Origin of the sequence: Nocardia wallacei (genome assembly GCF_029869545.1) — a bacterium.
In the GTDB taxonomy this organism is placed as follows: Bacteria; Actinomycetota; Actinomycetes; order Mycobacteriales; family Mycobacteriaceae; genus Nocardia; species Nocardia wallacei_A.
This window is the reverse complement of the sequence record NZ_JARWQD010000069.1, coordinates 1-16,676: the sequence shown is the minus strand read 5'-3', so window position 1 is coordinate 16,676 and position 16,676 is coordinate 1. Positions and strand designations below refer to the sequence as shown.

Annotated in this window: 7 protein-coding genes; 3 read left to right on the top strand and 4 right to left on the bottom strand. The window is 70.4% G+C overall.

Going from position 1 to position 16,676, the window contains the following annotated elements; all coding sequences use genetic code 11:
* Window positions 1-47 precede the first annotated feature (47 nt).
* The 3 genes from QH290_RS04030 (at window position 48) to QH290_RS04020 (ending at window position 2,307) form a co-directional block, all read left to right on the top strand.
* Window positions 48-935, top strand: coding sequence for an alpha/beta fold hydrolase (locus QH290_RS04030; protein ID WP_280382001.1), 888 nt, complete (start codon window positions 48-50; stop codon window positions 933-935).
* Entirely contained in the window at window positions 932-1,483 is a 552-nt protein-coding gene (locus tag QH290_RS04025) for a CGNR zinc finger domain-containing protein (RefSeq protein WP_280382000.1), read from the top strand. The genes QH290_RS04030 and QH290_RS04025 overlap by 4 nt, the downstream gene beginning before the upstream one ends.
* 110 nt (window positions 1,484-1,593) lie before the next feature.
* Window positions 1,594-2,307, top strand: coding sequence for a trypsin-like serine protease (locus tag QH290_RS04020; RefSeq protein ID WP_280381999.1), 714 nt, complete (start codon window positions 1,594-1,596; stop codon window positions 2,305-2,307).
* A 7-nt stretch (window positions 2,308-2,314) separates the two neighbouring features.
* Here QH290_RS04020 and QH290_RS04015 read toward each other — a convergent pair whose 3' ends face one another.
* Genes QH290_RS04015 through QH290_RS04000 form a run of 4 tightly spaced genes read right to left on the bottom strand, consistent with a single transcriptional unit; the run spans window position 2,315 to window position 16,585 of the window.
* Window positions 2,315-3,127 (bottom strand): ABC transporter permease, encoded by an 813-nt coding sequence (locus tag QH290_RS04015; RefSeq protein ID WP_280381998.1) that lies wholly within the window; start codon window positions 3,125-3,127, stop codon window positions 2,315-2,317.
* A complete protein-coding gene (locus tag QH290_RS04010) occupies window positions 3,124-3,936 on the bottom strand; it encodes an ABC transporter permease (RefSeq protein WP_280381997.1) in 813 nt (270 codons plus the stop codon). Before QH290_RS04010 ends, QH290_RS04015 begins: the two co-directional genes overlap by 4 nt.
* On the bottom strand, window positions 3,933-4,901 hold the full coding sequence (locus tag QH290_RS04005; protein WP_280381996.1) for an ATP-binding cassette domain-containing protein: 969 nt from the start codon (window positions 4,899-4,901) through the stop codon (window positions 3,933-3,935). Before QH290_RS04005 ends, QH290_RS04010 begins: the two co-directional genes overlap by 4 nt.
* Window positions 4,898-16,585 carry a non-ribosomal peptide synthetase gene (locus QH290_RS04000; RefSeq protein ID WP_280381995.1) on the bottom strand — a complete coding sequence of 3,896 codons (11,688 nt, stop codon included), beginning with the start codon at window positions 16,583-16,585 and terminating at the stop codon, window positions 4,898-4,900. The genes QH290_RS04005 and QH290_RS04000 overlap by 4 nt, the downstream gene beginning before the upstream one ends.
* Window positions 16,586-16,676: the final 91 nt, after the last annotated feature.

Here is a 16,676-nt window from a genome sequence, read left to right as displayed (position 1 = left end):
ATAGGGTTACTCTTGAAGGGAGGTCTACGTCCGAAGGAGGTTCTGTGATGCGTATGGCCAAGACGAGGCATCTGGTTCGTGAGGTGGACGGGGGGCGGGTGCGGTATCGGGAGGCGGGGAGGCCCGGGGGTACCGCCGTGGTGCTGGTGCATGGGTATCCCAGTTCGTCGTACACGTTTCGGGAGGTCCTGCCGGTTCTCGGGGAGCGGTTCTATGCGATTGCGCCGGATCTGCCCGGGTTCGGGTTCTCGGATGTGCCGCCGCTCGAGGAGTGCACCTTCGAGCGCCTGTCGAACGTGATCGAGGCGTTGGTCGAACAGCTCGGGGTGGAGCGGTACGTGCTCTACATGACCGACTTCGGTACGCCCGTCGGATATTTCATGGCGACGCGCCATCCCGAACGCGTGCTCGGGCTCGTGGTGCAGAACGGCAGCGCGCACGAGGAGGGCATGCACGAGGCGTGGGATGCGCCGCGGCGGTTCTGGGCGGACCCCACCGAGGAGAACCGGGCGGCGCTGCCGGAGTGGTTGAACTTCACGGGAACTCGTGATCAGTACATCGGCGAGCAGCGGCCGGATTTGCAGGAGCTGTATCCGTGCGAGTCGTGGCATCTGGACTGGGAGCGGCTGTCGCGGCCCGGCAATATCGATGTCCAGTTCCAGCTGTTCTACGACTACCGCAACCATGTGGCCCGCTTCGCGGATATTGCGAAGTACCACAGGGAATTTCAGCCGCCGTGCCTGGTGCTGTGGGGTCGGCACGACCCGTACTTCGACATCGCCGAGGTCCTGGCCTATCACCGCGAGATGACCGATCTCGACGCGCACCTGTACGACGCCGGGCACTGCCTGCTGGAGACGCATGCGGCCGAGGTGGCGGCGCAGCTGGTGGAGTTCGTCGGTGATGTGTTCGACCGCAACGGTATTCGGGCGTGAGCACCGCCTGGAGTGATGGCCATTTCATCGCCGGGGATATCGCCCTCGACTTCGCGAACACCGTCTTCCGCCGCACGCCGGAACTCGGCGCCGACCTGCTCGGCGGCGCCGACGATCTGATGTCCTGGCTGCAGCGCGCCGAACTGCTGCCCTCGCGCGCGGATTCCCTCGACGACGCCGCGCTGCGCCGGGCACGGGTGCTGCGCGAGCACTTGTGGGCGATCTTCGACGCGCAGGTCGACGGGCATTCGCTGCCCGCGCAGGCGCTCGCCGGTCTCCTCGACACGGCGCGCCGCGGCATCGGCGCCGAGGTCTCGGTGCACGCGGACGGTTCCGTCGCGGCCCGCTCCGCCCGCGGCGCGCTCACCGTCCTCGCGCTGGCGGGAGTCAGGCTGGCGGTGAGCCCGCCGCCGCGGCCGGTGCGCAGGTGCGACCGCTGCGGCTGGTTCTTCCTCGATACCTCCCGCGGTCGCCGCCGCCGGTGGTGCAGCATGAAGACCTGCGGGAACCAGGCCAAAGCGGCGCGGTTCCGCTCCGCCCATCCCTGATCGGCCGCGAACCGGTTCGCTCGCGCGCTCCCGGAGTGTCGGTCATGTATGCCTGCTATCGGCACGTAGCGTGGCGTGCGTCTCTGACCGACAGGCCCGGAGGGAGCGGCATGGTGCGCGGTATTGCGGCGAGGATCGCGGGGGTCGGCGTGGCGGCCCTGGCGTGGACGGCCGGACCGGTAGGCGGTGTGGCCCATGCGGACGGGCCGGTGCTCGGCGGCGGCTCGGGAATCATGCTGACCACGAGCGTTCCGCACCGGATGGCGCTGTGCACGCTGACCGCGATCGGTTACGACCGCGAGGACAAGCTCGTCGGGATCACCGCCGGGCATTGCGCCGAGAATGCCGGGGTCCTGGTGGGGTCGGAGGCGATGCCGAACGCCGGGCCGCTCGGGTTCGTCGCGGTGCAGGACGCCCAAGACGATTGGGCCGTAATAGAATTCGATCCCGCGCGGGTGACGCCGGTGCGCCAGGTCGGCCCCTCGACGCTGACCGGGATCGGCGCACCCGCCGCGGCGGGGGAGATCCTGTGCAAGAACGGCCGCACGACGGGATTCACCTGCGGGGTGGTGTGGAATGCCGACCCGGTGCAATCGGTCAGCCAGATCTGCGCCGGGCACGGCGATTCCGGGGGCCCCGTGCTGCGCGGTGCGGAGCTCGTCGGAATGGTCAACGGCGGCATCTCACCGCTCGAAGACATCGAAATACCGTGCACGGTACCGGGAAACCCGATTCACGAGCCGACCGTCTCCAGCCAGTTCACCGCCGTGCTGGAGGAACTGAATCGGACCGGCGCCCGGGGATCGGGGTTCCGGCCTCTGTGACACTCGCTCATCGCCTGCTGGCGCGGCGGTAGCCGATGGTCGCGGGGACGGTGAAGAAGGCGATGGCGCCCAGTGACCAGGCGAGGGTGAGGGTGAGGGGGTGGGCGAGTGGGCCGCCGAGGGACAGGGCCTTCATGGCGTCCACGGCTACCGACAGGGGTTGGTTGCGGACTATCGGCTGCAGCCACCCCGGGTAGGCGGGGAGCGGGACGAAACCCGTGCTGAAGAACATCAGCAGCGAGGACAGGATCGTAATCCCCTCCACCAGTGTGGCTTTCGCCGTGAAGACGGCGACGGCGGTGACTATGGTCGCGAAGGCCAGGCCGAACAGCACCGGGACGAGCACGAAGACGACGGCCGCGAGCGGGCCCTGCTGGAATCGGAAGCCGAGCACGTAACCCACGGCGATCACGATCACGGTGCCCGCGAAGATGCGGCAACCCTCCGCCACGACGCGGGCGGCGAGCCCGGATCCGCGGTGCACGGGCAGCACCCAGAACCGTGCGAGCAGCCCGGCGTCGCGTTCGCGGCCGAGCATCACGCCGCCCGCCACCGCCCCCGACAGCGCGCCGACGATCGCCACCATCGGCACCGAGCCGTAGAGGGCGTCGGTCCCCGAGAAGCGCTCGATCTGACCGCCGATCACCGTATCCAGCATGAACAGCAGCAGGCACGGAATGATCAGCGTCTCGAGCAGGGTGACCGGGCTGCGCAGCCAGCGCACCAGCAGGCGCTGCGTCTGAATCGAGGTGTGCCGCACGAAATGTGACGGCCCTTGCTCGGTGCGATACGTCGCGGGGTGGCCCATCGATGTGGTCATGCCTTGCTCCTGCTCAGCCGGATGCCGAAGACGACGGCCACCAGCACCATCGCGCCGATCCACAGCAGCGCCGGGCCCAGCAGCGGCCAGCTCGCCTCGCCCACGTCGGCGCGGGTGTCCCCGGCCAGCGCGCGTAATGCGGTGGCGAACTGCGAGATCGGTTGATTGCGCACGAAAGGCTCTATCCAGTCCGGGAATTGGGCGGCCGGAGCCAGACCGGTGGACAGCATGCCGAAGATCAGCGGCGGCAGCACCAGCGCCTGGGTGGTGGCCTCCGGACTCTTCGAGGCGGTGCCGATCGCGTCCGCTCCGAGCGTGAAGGCGACGCCGATCAGGATCGCCAGCAGCAGGAAACCGAGGGTGTGCGCGGCGTCGAGATGGAACCGGAAGCCGATGACGTGGCCGCAGGCGAGGGCCGCGGTGAGGGCGACGAGCAGCCGGAAGATGTTGCCGGACATGCGCGCGGCCAGCGGCACCAGCTGGCCGATCGGCATGGTCCCGAACCGCCGGTCCAGCCCGGACACCGCGTCGGAGGCGGCCCGGAAGGCGGCGGAGATGGCGGTGAAGGCCGCGGCCTGCAGGATCACGATCGGCATCATGAACTGGGCATAGCTCGAGAATCCGGTGCCGGAGAACGACATCACGCGGTCGAGCGGCAGGTAGAAGCTCGCGGTGAACGCGGCCGGGGCCAGCACCGAGGCGAGCACCTCGCCGGTCTTCACCGACGGCGTGATCAGCCGGGTCGTCAGAACCCACCACTGCTGCACCGTGATCGGGGCGGCGCGCATCGACGCCTGCCACGCGGTCATCGGACGGCCCCGCCGTCGGCGAGGTGGCCGGTGAGCTTCAGGAAGACATCGTCGAGGGACGGCCGCCGCAGCGCGATATCGACCAGTTCGATACCGGCACTGTCTATTCGGCGCAGCGCCTCGGTCAGGGTCTGGGTGCCGTCCGGCGCCGGGACGGCGAGGCGGTCCGAATCACCGGTCAGCACCGCGAGATTGGCGTCGGGCAGCAGCGCGCCCAGCGCCGCGGCGATGGCGGGCAGGTCCTTCGGGTTCAACGGCACCACCTCGCAGTAGCTGCCGCCGGTGCGCGCCTTCAGCTCGTCGGCGGTGCCGCCCGCGATGACCACACCGTGGTCGATCACGATGATGCGGTCGCACAACGCATCGGCCTCCTCCAGATACTGCGTGGTCAGCAGCGTCGTGATCCCCTCCTTCCGGAAGCCGGAGACCAGATCCCACACCCCTTGGCGGCTGCGCGGATCCAGCCCGGTGGTCGGCTCGTCGAGGAAGACCACGTCGGGCCGGACCACCAGCCCGCAGGCGATGTCGATGCGCCGGCGCATGCCGCCGGAGTAGGTGCCGACCCGCCGCTCGCCCGCCGCGTCGAGGTCGAATTCGGCGATCAGCTCGGCGGCGCGGGCGCGCGCGGCGCGTTTGCGCAGACCCATCAGGCGGCCGAACATCACGAGATTCTCGGTGCCGCTGAGCATGTCGTCGAGGGCGGCGAACTGACCGGTGAGCATGATGGAGCGGCGCACCGCGGCCGGATCGGCCACCACGTCGTATCCGGCGACGCGGGCGCGGCCCCGATCGGGCGCGATGAGGGTCGACAGGATGTTCACCATCGTCGTCTTGCCCGCGCCGTTCGGGCCGAGCACACCCAGCACCTCGCCCGGGCGGGCCTCGAAATCGACACCGCGCAAGGCGGATACGGTGCCGAAGGATTTCTCTATGCCCTCGACGAGGACGCCGCCGGAAATATTCACTGCCAGCCTTCCAGGTGATGATCGAGCACGCGCGCGATGGTCGGCAGCACGTGCGGAGCGGTCAGCTCGTCGTGGGTGACATCGAGGTCGTGGTTGGTGATGGCGCCGGTGACGAAGGGGCGCCAGCCGGAGGGGCCGAAGATGTCGGAGGTGTCGACGGTCGCGCTGAAATACAGGACGTCACCGTGGAATACGGGGCGCCGGTAGCCGGTGCGCGTGCGGGCGGAGGCGTTGTAGGAGGCCGCCATGCGCTCGAGGGTGGTGGCATCGACGAGCGAGACGCCGCCCATGTGTTCCCGGATCAGATCCGCCGCCTGCTGCGCGGTCGCGGTGGCGGGGATCTCGTCGATGCCGAAGGCGGAACCGAAGGTGCTGACGAACGCACCGGCGGTGAGTAGTTCGATGCTGTCGCCGTCGATATCGGCGGTATCCGCGTCCAGCAGGGCGAGCACGCCCACCTCTGCTTCGAGCCGGGCGGCGATCGCATGGGCGATGAGACCGCCGAACGACCAGCCGAGCACGTGATACGGACCCTGCGGCTGGATGCGGCGGATCTCGCGGACATAGCGGTCGGCGAAGGCGTCGATGGAACCGGCCGGGGCCTCGCCGCTCAGGTCCGGGGCCTGCAGGCCGTAGATCGGCCGTCCGGGGTGCAGGTGTTCGGCGAATCCCAGGTAGGGCCAGGCGATTCCGGAGGAGGGATGGATACAGAACAGGGCGGGCGCGCTGCCTTCGGGACGGATCGGCAGCAGCACGTCCAAGCCCAGCCCGGACGGGGGCCTGCTGATTCGTTGTGCCGCTTGGTATTCCGCCTCCTCGGACGCGGCGCGCCGCGCGTGCGGTGTGGCGGCGAATCGCGACGCCGCACCGAGCATGTCCGACCACATCGTGGCCAGCACGGCGATATCGTCGTGCCGCAGTAGGGTTTCCGGGAAACGGAAGCTCGCCTGCAGCCGATCGCCGACCACGACGGCGTTCACGTCGATCTCCACGGTCACCGGCACCGAGGCATGTTCGTCGGCGTGCAGGTCCCCGAATTCGTCGGTGGGCAGCCAGCCCAGCCCCTCCAGACCGGCGGGAATCTCGGAGGGGGCGTACCGGCCGAGGTAGTTGAAGGCGATGCGGCCGGGCAGGCGTTCGGGGAACTGCGCTGCGGCAGCGGGATTCAGATATCGGAGCAGGCCGTATCCGATGCCCTTGTCCGGGATGGCCAGCCGCTGCTGCTTGACGGCGCGAATCGCCGCACCCATGGCGGGCCCACCGGCGAGAGCGTCGGCGAGGTCGATGCCCGCCGATTCCACCCGCATCGGGTACATGCTGGTGAACCACCCGACCGTGCGGGAGAGGTCCGCGCCGGGCACGATCTCCTGCTGCCTGCCGTGGCCCTCCAGCCGGAGCAGTACGGAGTCGCTCTGCGAGTCGGCGCGGTGCTCGCGCCACCGCCGCACGGCCAGTCCCAAGGTGGCCAGCAACGCGTCCTCGACGCTGCCGTCGAACAGTGCCGGAACGGTGGTCAGCAGGTCGGTCGTCACCCGCTCGGGGAGTTCGATGTCGACCGTGCGCAGGGTGTCCGCGCGGTCGATCGCCGGATCCAGCTCGCGGCGGCCGACGAGCGGATCGTGGCCGTCGCTGACCCGGCGCCAATAGCCGGTCTCGGCGATCCGCTCGGCCCGCTGTGCCTCCTCGGTGAGCGCATGCGCCCAGCGGCGCAGCGAGGTCCCGGATGCGGCCAGCACCGGTGCCGCACCCGCGGATACCTGTGCCCACGCGGCCATGAAGTCCGGCACCAGGATTCGCCACGACACCCCGTCGACGACGAGATGGTGGGCCACCACGATCAGCCGTCCGGCGCGGTGCCGGGCACCGGCCGCGCCGACCGGATCGAGCCACACGAACTGCAGCACCACGCCGTTCGCCGGGTCGAGCCGGTGCATGGCGGAATCGACGGCGGTGACGGCGAACTCGCGCAAATCGATCGTGTCGGCGTCGGCGTCGAACTCGATCCGGCGGACCAACATGTCCACGTCGACGGTTCCGGGATCGCCTGTGCGCAAGAGCCATTCACCGCACTCGTCGCGAGACAGCCGGGCTCGCAGCATGTCGTGACGGTCGACGACGGCGGTCAGGGTGGCCACGAGCTGGTGACGCTCGATACCGACCGGCAGCTCCAGCACCGCGGTCTGGGCGAATCGGTCGAAATCGCCGCCGCGCTCGACCATGTACCGCACGATCGGTGTCAGCGGCATATCGCCGACCCCGCCACCGGGCAGTTCCTCGAGGACGGCCACCGCATCGCCCGCGTCGGCGACCTCGGCCAGGGCGGCGATGCTGCGGTGCTCGAACACCTGCATCGGCGTGAGCGTGATGCCCTGTACCCGCGCCCGCGACACCAGCTGGATGGCGAGAATGCTGTCGCCGCCCAGCGCGAAGAAGGAGTCGAGCACCCCGACCCGCTCCCGGCCCAGGATCTCGGCGACGACGGCGGCCAGCGCCGTCTCGGTGGGGGTGCGCGGCGCGACGTACTCGGTACCGATATCGTCGAAGACGGTCTCCGGCAACGCTTTCCGATCGAGCTTGCCGACCGCGTCGAGCGGGATGGCATCCAGCACCACGAATGCCGAGGGGACCATGTACCCGGGGAGGATCTCGGCCGCGTGCGCGCGCAGTGCCCGCACATCGAAATCCTCCGTCACGATGCCGTCGTCGTTCCGCGATGACGCGGGCACCACGTAGGCGGCGAGGGCGGTCGAACCGGCAGGGGTTCGGACGCCGAGGGTGACGGCGAAATCGACGCCCGGGGCGCCGCCGAGGACCGCGTCGATCTCGCCGAGTTCGATGCGCTGGCCGCGGACCTTGACCTGGAAGTCGGTGCGGCCCAGGTATTCCAGTTCGGGGGCGTGTATCGAACCGGTCCAGCGGACCAGGTCGCCGGTGCGGTACATGCGCTCGCCCGCGGTTGCGCCGTAGGGGTCGGCCACGAAGCGCGCGGCGGTGAGGTCGGGGCGGGACTGGTAGCCGCGCGCCAGGGCGGGTCCGGCCAGATACAGCTCACCGGCCACCCCGAGGGGAACGGGGCGCAGGCGGTCGTCGAGCACCAGGGCCGCCGCACCGCGGATCGGTGTGCCGATGGTGACCGGGGTGTCCGTGCGCAACGGCCGCGAACCCGTTGCCCAGATGGTGAATTCGGTGGGGCCGTACAGATTGACCAGGGCGCGGCCGGGGGCCCAGCGGTGCACCAGTTCCGGGCCGATCGCCTCACCGGCCACCGCGAGCACCCGCACGCTCGTCACCACGCCGGGGTCCAGCGTGGCCAGCGCGGACGGGGTGATCACGAGATGCGTGACGCGCTCGGCCGCGATCAGATCCGCCAGCGCTGCGCCGCCGAAGACGTCGGGTGGGGCGACCACCGCCGCGCCGCCGGAGCCGAAGGCCATGAGCGCCTCGAATACCGACGCGTCGAAGCTCGGCGAGGCGACCTGCAATACTCGGGCAGTCTCGTCCAGCTGAAGCGATTCGCGCTGTGCCGCAATCAGATCGGCGATGCCGCGATGAGTGACGCTGACGCCCTTGGGCGTTCCGGTCGACCCGGAGGTGTAGATCATCCAGGCCGCATGGTCGGGCCGGATCTCCGGCGACGGTGCATCGCCGGAGGCGTGTTCCCAGGGCAGCCGCGGATCGTCGAGAACCAGCCAGCGGGCGCCCGCCGGAAGCCGGGGCCGGTGCGCGGTGACGGTGATCCCCAGCAGCGCACCGGAATCCAAGAGCATATGCTCGATGCGGTCGATCGGGTGCGCCGGATCGACGGGCAGGAAGGCCGCGCCCACCCGGGCCGCTGCCCACAGGCCGGTGAGTAGATCAGCGCCGCGCGTGAGGGCCAGGGCGACAACGGTTTCCGGCCCCGCACCGGCCTTGCGGAGCAGGGTTGCCAGCCGCCGGGAGCGGGCGTCGAGGTCGCGATAGCTGAGGGTGACGCCGTCGGCGATCAAAGCCGTGCGATCCGGGTGCGTTGCCGCTGTCGTCGCGAGCATCTCCGCCAGTGTTGCCGCACCGACACCGGGCGGGCCGGAGACGGGAACCAGTGCGGCGGATTCGGATTCGTCGAGAATCCCGATCTCGGCGATGGTCTGTTCCGGATCCGCGACGACCTCGGCCAGCACCCGACGCCACCGGCGCGCGAAGGTGTCGGCCGTGGCGTCGTCGAACAGATCGGTGGCGAAGGTGAGGACCGCGTCCACGCCCGCGGGCTCCGATCCGGAGAAGCGTTCCCGCAGATCGAGACTCAGATCGAACTGCGAGGCGTCGCGATCGAACGGTTCCGCCTCGACCAGCAGACCGGGCAGCTCGAGCACCGGCTCGACGAAGTTCTGCAGCGACAGCGAGACCTGGAAGATCGGATGATGCGCGGTCGACCGGGCGGGATCGAGCACCTGCACGAGGCGTTCGAACGGGACGTCGGCATGGCCGAACGCGTCCAGGTCGGCCGCCCGGACCTGCGAAAGGAACTGCCGGAAACCGAGATTGGGGTCGACCGCGGTCCGCAGGCCGAGCGTGTTGACGAACATGCCGACGAGGCCATCGAGGGCCTGCTCGCCGCGGCCCGCCACCGCCGTGCCGATCACCACGTCATCGGTGCCGCCGAGCCGGGCGAGCAGCACCGCCAGTGCCGCGTGGACCACCATGAACAGGCTGGCGCCGGTGTCGGCCCCGAGTTCCACCAGCTCCCTGTGCAGTTCCGCACCGATCCCGAAATGCCGGTCGGCGCTGCGCATCGACTGCACCGCCGGGCGCGGCCGATCCGACGGCAGCTCCAGCACATCGGGCGCCCCGGCAAGCGTCTCGCTCCAGAACCGAATCTGCCCGGCCGCCAGCGACTCCGGATCGGACTCCGCCCCGAGCAGCTCCCGATGCCACAGCGCGAAGTCGGCATACTGCACCGGCAACGGCGCGAGCCCCCCGACAGCACCATCCCGGTGCGCCACATACGCCCCCATCAAATCCCCAGCCAACGGCGCCATGGAGGCCCCATCCGCACTGATGTGATGCACCACAAGCACCACAACATGCACCTGGCACTCCTGCGTATTCCCGGTGGTGTCGGATTCGGTGGCCAGGCGGAACAGGGCGATTCGTAGGGGTGGTTGTTCGGAGAGGTCGAAGCCTGTGGTGGCGAGGGTGGTGATGTGGGCTCGGAGGGCGGGGCCGTCTTCGGTGTCGGTGATTCGGATGGTGGGGAGGGCGGTGGCGGTGTCGAGGACGACCTGGCGGGGGCCGTCCGCGTCGGCGGGGTAGACGGTGCGCAGGCTCTCGTGCCGCGCGAGGAGGTCGGCGCAGGCCGCGCGCAGGGCGGCGATATCCAGCTCGCCGGTGAGGCGCAGGGCCGCGGCGATGTTGTAGGCGGCGGAGCCGGGGTCCATTCGGTTGAGCACCCACATCCGCTGCTGCGCAGGCGACAACGGCACCCGGTCGGGCCGCAGGCGAGGAGTAAGCGCTGGTCGAGCACCGCCGTCGGCGGTGGCGGGAATACGGGCCGCGAGCCGCGCCACCGTCGGGGCGTCGAACAGATCTCGCAGGGCAACGGTCGACCCCAGCGCCGAATTGACCCGCGCGACAACGCGGGTCGCGCTGAGCGAGTCGCCGCCCAACTCGAAGAACGAACGATCCGCGCCGACCCGGTCGATGCCCAGCACCTCGGCGAAGGCCCGCGCGACCGCGTGCTCGACGGGCGTGCGCGGTGCCAGGTAGCGCTGCTGCAGGTCCGCGAAGTCCGGTGCGGGCAGTGCCGCGCGGTCCAGCTTGCCGACCGGTGTGAGCGGAACCTGCTCCAGCACAAGGAGATAGCTCGGCACCATGTACCCGGGCAGCTCGGCCGCGATGCGGGTCCGCAGCCGCTCGGTATCGATGGCGCATCCCGCGGCGGGCACGACATACGACACCAGCACCGTCGCGCCGGTCGGGCCCGGACAGCCGATGGTCGCCGCGTAGTCGACCTCCGGATCGGCCGCCAGCACCGCATCGATCTCGCCCAGCTCGATCCGCAGCCCGCGGATCTTCACCTGAAAGTCGGTGCGGCCCAGGTATTCCAGCTGCAGTCCGGCGCCGGGCGCCTCGACCCAGCGCACCATGTCCCCGGTCCGGTACATCCGGGCGCCGGGAGCGCCGTACGGATCGGCCACGAACCGCGCGGCGGTGAGCGCGAAGCGGTTGAAGTACCCGCGTGCCAGCGCCGGACCGGACAGATACAGCTCGCCGGTGACACCGACCGGCACCGGACGCAGCCAGGCATCGAGCACCATCGCCGCCGCGCCGCGGATGGGACCGCCGATCGTGATCGGGGCGTCGGCGCGCAGCTCACCCGGCCCGGTCGCCCAGATACTGAACTCCGTGGGGCCGTACAGGTTCACCATGCGCCGCCCCGCCGACCACTCGGCCACCAGCTCGGGCCCGGCGGCTTCGCCCGCCACCGAGAGCATGCGCAGGTCCTCGAGCCCCCGCGGATCCATCGTCGCCAGCACCGACGGCGTGATGACGGCGTGCGTGATCCGCTGATCACGCAGCAGGCCCTCCAGTTCGGCGCCGCCGTACACCTCGGGTGGCGACAGCACGAGCCGTCCGCCCATCCCGTGCGCCTTCAACAGTTCGTGCACGGAGGCGTCGAAACTCGGTGAGGCCACCTGCAAGACGGCGGAGGTACCGTCCAGGCCGAGCGACTCGCGCTGGGTGGCAACGAGATTGGCGAGACCGCGATGACTGAGCAGCACCGCCTTCGGCTTTCCGGTGGAGCCGGAGGTGTAGATCAGGTAGGCGGTCTGGTCGAGCACTATCGGGCCGCCGCGCTCGGCCTCGGTGATGGGCGCGTCGGAGACCGTCATCACCCGGCGGATGGTGTTGAGGTCGTCGAGCAGCAGCCAGTCGATGGAGCCGGGCAGGGTGTCACCGGTGGCGCACACGGTGATTCCGATGGGCGCCCGCGAATCGGTGAGGATGTGCTCGATCCGCTCGACCGGATGGTTCGGATCCAGCGGCAGGAACGCGGCGCCGGTCTTGGCGACCGCCCACACCGCGACGACCGACTCCACCGATCGGGTGAGCGCCAGCACCACGAAGACCTCGCGCCCCACGCCGCGGCGCAGCAGCACCCGGGCGAACCGGTTGGACCAGGCGTCGAGTTCGGCGTAGGTCATCGTCAGGCTGCCGGAGCAGACCGCCGTCGCCTCCGGATCCACCCTGGCGCCGGTGGCGAGGATGTCCGGAAGTATCTGCGGCTCGGCCGAATCGGCCCCGCGCACCGGGAGCAGCGCGCGCAGCTCGGATGTTTCGCAGTGCCGCACTCGGCTCACGCGCCGACGGGGATGCTCGGCGATCTGGGTGAGCAGCAGGACGAATCGATCGAGCAGCGCGCGGGCGGCGGCGTGGTCGAGGTGGTCGGTGAGGTACTTCACCGAGATCCGCAGTCCCTCCGGGAGCGGAATCACCATGAGGTTCAGCGGATACGGCGTCGCGTCGGTGCCGGTCACCTCGAGGATCCGCATTCCGGCGATGTCGAGGGCCTGCGACAGCGCCTCCCGGTCGATCGGATAGGACTCGAAAACCGTGAGTGTGTCGAACAATTCGGGCAGCCCGACGGCCTGATGGATGGCCGCCAGTCCAACGTGCTGATGATCGAGCAGCCGCGCCTGTTCGGCCTGGACGCGGGCCAGCAGATCGGCGACCGGTTCGGCCGGATTCAGCCGCACCCGGACCGGAACCGTGTTGATGAACAGGCCCACCATCTCCTCGACACCGGCCAGCTGCGGCGGGCGGCCGGAGACGGTGCCGCCGAACACGACATCGCTGCGCCCGGTCAGCATGGCCAGCAGCAGCGCCCACGCCGCCTGCACCGCCGTATTGACGGTGGCACCCGCGTCGCGCGCGGTGCCCTCCAGGCGCGCAATCGTGTCGCGGGGGAGATCCACTGTTACCGTTGCCGATTCGGTGGAGGTGATGCCCGCCAGCGACGGCACCGCGCGGGTGGGCGAGTCGACACCCGACAGCGCGTCGGTCCACGCCGCGAGGGATGCGCGGTCGTCCTGTTCGGCCAGCCAGGCCAGGAACTCGCGGTAGGACGGCGGTGCGGGCAGTTCGAGCGGCCGTCCCGACACCAGGGCGAGATAACCGGCGAGCAACTCGCGCACCAGCAGCGGGGTCGACCAGCCGTCCAGCACCAGATGGTGGTTGGTCATCAGCAGCGTGCACGCCTCGGCGCCGGTGCGCAGGAGCGCGAAACGCAGCAGTGGGGCACGGGTCGTATCGAATCGGGTACTCGCGTCGACGGCGATCGCCCGCTCGAGTTCGCGGTCGCGCTGGGCGGGATCGGCGATGCCCGTCAGATCGATGTCGCGCCAAGCGATTTCGGAGGCTCCCACGACGACCTGCCGTGGCCCGTCGGACGTTTCGACGAAGGCGACCCGCAGGTTCTCGTGCCGGTCCACCAGCGCCTGGGCCGCCGCACGCAGCCGGTCGGCGTCGATGCGGCCCGCGAGGCCGAGCCGGGTCTGCACGGTGTAGTCGTCGGCGGTATCGGTGTCGTAGCGGGCGTGGAACAGCATGCCCGACTGCAGCGGCGACAGCGGCCACACATCGGTCAGGCCCGGGTAGTGCTGCTCCCAGGCGTCGATCTGCGGCTGAGAAACCGTCGCGAGACCGAAATCGGAGGGCGTGTGCCCACCCGATCCGGCGGATTCCGCATGTGCGGCAAGCGCTTTGAGCGCCGCGGCCCACAGGTCGGCCAACTCGCCGACCTGGTCCTCGCCGAGCAGACGGGAGGCGTAGGCCCAGGTCACCGCGAGACCGTCGGCGCCCATGATCGCATTGACATCGATGACGGCGGCCAGCGGCGCCCGATCGTCACGGGTGGCGTCGACGTGCCGAGGCATCCAGCTCATCCGGTCGGAGGAGCCTGCGACGGTGGCGCGGCCGAGGTAGTTGAAGCTGAGCCGCGGCTCCCGCAACGCCGAAAGTTGCTCGGCCGTCTCGGGATTCAGGTAGCGCAGCATCCCGTAGCCCACACCCTTGTCCGGCACGGCGCGCAGCTGTTCCTTGACCGCCTTGATCGCCGCCCCGGCGGCCGTGCCACCGGCGAACGCGTCGTCCAGATCGATCTCGCTCAGGTCCAGGGCGACCGGATGGACGGTGGTGAACCACCCCACCGTGCGCGAGACGTCGGCGCCGGGCAGCACCGCCTCCTCGCGGCCGTGGCCCTCGAGCGTGAGCAGGGTCGTGCCGTGCCCGCGCCATCGAGCCATGGCCAGGGCGAGCGCGGCGAGCATGGCATCGTCGGCGCCGCAATGGAATCGGTGCGGGATCGTCTCCAGCACGGCGGCGGCGAGATCGCTGTCGACCGTGGTGCACAGCCGCGCCTCGGTGGCGACGACATCGATGCTCGGATCGAACGCTCCCGCCCCGAGCGGCGGGTCCTCGACGGCGAGAATGTCGCGCCACAGCGGCAACTCGTCGATCCGATGCGCGGCCTGCTCGCGCTGGCCGTGGGCCCAGCGGCGATACGAGGTGCCCACCGGCTCGAGCGTGCCACCGGCGTAGGCGGTGGCGAGGTCGGGAAGCAGGATGCGCCACGAGACCCCGTCGACGACGAGGTGGTGCAGCACCAGCCACAGCATCGGCTCGGCGCCGGGGGATTCGAGCAGCACGAAGCGCGCGACGATGCCCGCAGCGGGATCCAGAGCATCTGCGGCCCTGTGCAATTCGCGGTCCGCGTCCGGTGCCGAACCCGTGTCGATGATCTCGGCCGCATCGACCGAACCGCGTTCACGCACCACCCATTCCCAGTCGTCGCCCGCGCGCCGCAGCGCGCTGCGCAGCATGTCGTGACGATCGATGACCGCCTGCACCGCGGCGGTGAGCCGCGACCGAGAGATATCGCCGGGCAGGCCGATCAGCACGGCCTGCGCGAAACGACCCCAGGAGTCACCGGTCTCGAGCATGGCCCGCGCGATCGGCGTGAGTTCGATGGTTCCCACGCCGCCACCGGGCAATTCGGGCACCACCGTGGCCGCGGCATCGGAGGCGGCGATCGCCAGCGCCGCCACCGTGCGCCGCTCGAACACATCCCGCGCGCTGAAGCTCAGTCCGGCCGCCTTGGCCCGCGACACCAGCTGGATGGCGACGATGCTGTCGCCGCCGAGCGCGAAGAAGCTGTCGTCGGCGCTCACCGCCTCGACCCCGAGAACCTCGGTGAACAGCGCGGCGAGGGTCTGCTCCCGCGGTGTGGCGGGCGCGCGGCCGGTGCTCGCGCGGGCCCCGAAGTCCGGTGCCGGAAGGGCGCGGCGATCCACCTTGCCGACAGGGGTCAGCGGGACATGATCGAGCACCATGATCAGTGCGGGCACCTGATAGGACGGAAGAGTCTGCGCGGCAGCATGTTTCAGCGACAACGGATCCAACTCGGTGCCCGGCTTGCCCAGGACGTAGGAGACCAGAGCGGTGGCGCCGGACCCGGTTTCCGCGCCGATCGTGACCGCGAAGTCGACCTCCGGCATCGCCTGCAGTACCGCATCGATCTCGCCCAGCTCGATGCGATACCCCCGCACCTTCACCTGCGCATCGCCGCGGCCCGCGTACTCCAGCTCCGCCCGGCCGTCGCGACGGCACCAGCGCACCAGATCGCCGGTGCGATACAGGCGTTCGCCGCGCGCATACGGGTGGGCGACGAAGCTGGCCGCGGTCGTCGCGGTGCGCCGGTGATAGCCGCGCGCCAGCCCGTTGCCGCCGAGATACAGCTCGCCGGTCACCCCGGGAGGCACCGGCCGCAGCCACGGATCGAGCACCAGCGCGCTCACGCCGCGCGCGGGACCGCCGATCGTCACCGGCCCACCGGGGACCAGCGGTGTGCTTACCGTCGCCGTCACGGTGGTCTCGGTCGGCCCGTAGCCGTTGAGCAGGGTCCGACCCGACCAGGTGGACACCAGCTCGGGCGGGCACGCGTCACCACCCACGACAACGGTGCGCAGATCGGGCAGGGTCGCCGGATCCAGCGAACCCACCACGGCCGGAGTGACATTCAGGTGTGTCACGCGGTGCGCACGCAGCACCTGCGCCATCTCCTCCCCGGCATAGGCCCGCGGCGGAACCACCGCCACCGTGGCGCCCGCCGCGAACGCCACCAGCAGTTCCTCCACCGATATGTCGAAACTCGGCGATACCGCGTGTGCGACAACCGAATCCGCCCGCACCCCGAATGCCGCACCGGACCCTGCGGCCAGGTTCGCCAGGCCGCGATGCGAGATCGGAACGCCCTTGGGCAGGCCGGTCGATCCGGAGGTGTAGATGAGATAGGCCACCTGGTCGGGATGTACCGCCGAGGCCCGGTCGGCATCGGTGATCGGCGACGAATCCTGGGCGGTCACAGCGGAATCGGTTCCGGCGTCATCGAGAACCAGCCAGCGGAGGCGATCCGGGAGCGACTCGCGGGCGGCCGCCACCGTCACACCGAGGACGACGCCGCTGTCGGCCACCATGTACTCGATCCGGTCGGCCGGATAGGTCGGGTCGATCGGGACGAACGCCGCCCCGGTCTGCGCCACCGCCCACATCGCCAGCACGGACTCCGAGGACCGAGGTATCGAGATCGCCACCGCCCGTTCGGGTCCCGCGGCCCCGGGGGGGAGCCACCCGGGGGGCCCGGGGGGCAAAACACGGGGGTTACGGGTAGGCGAGGGCCCCGCCCGCGCCCCCCCGGGGGGGGGGGGGGGGGCGCGCCCCCCGCCCCCCCGCCGCCGTGTG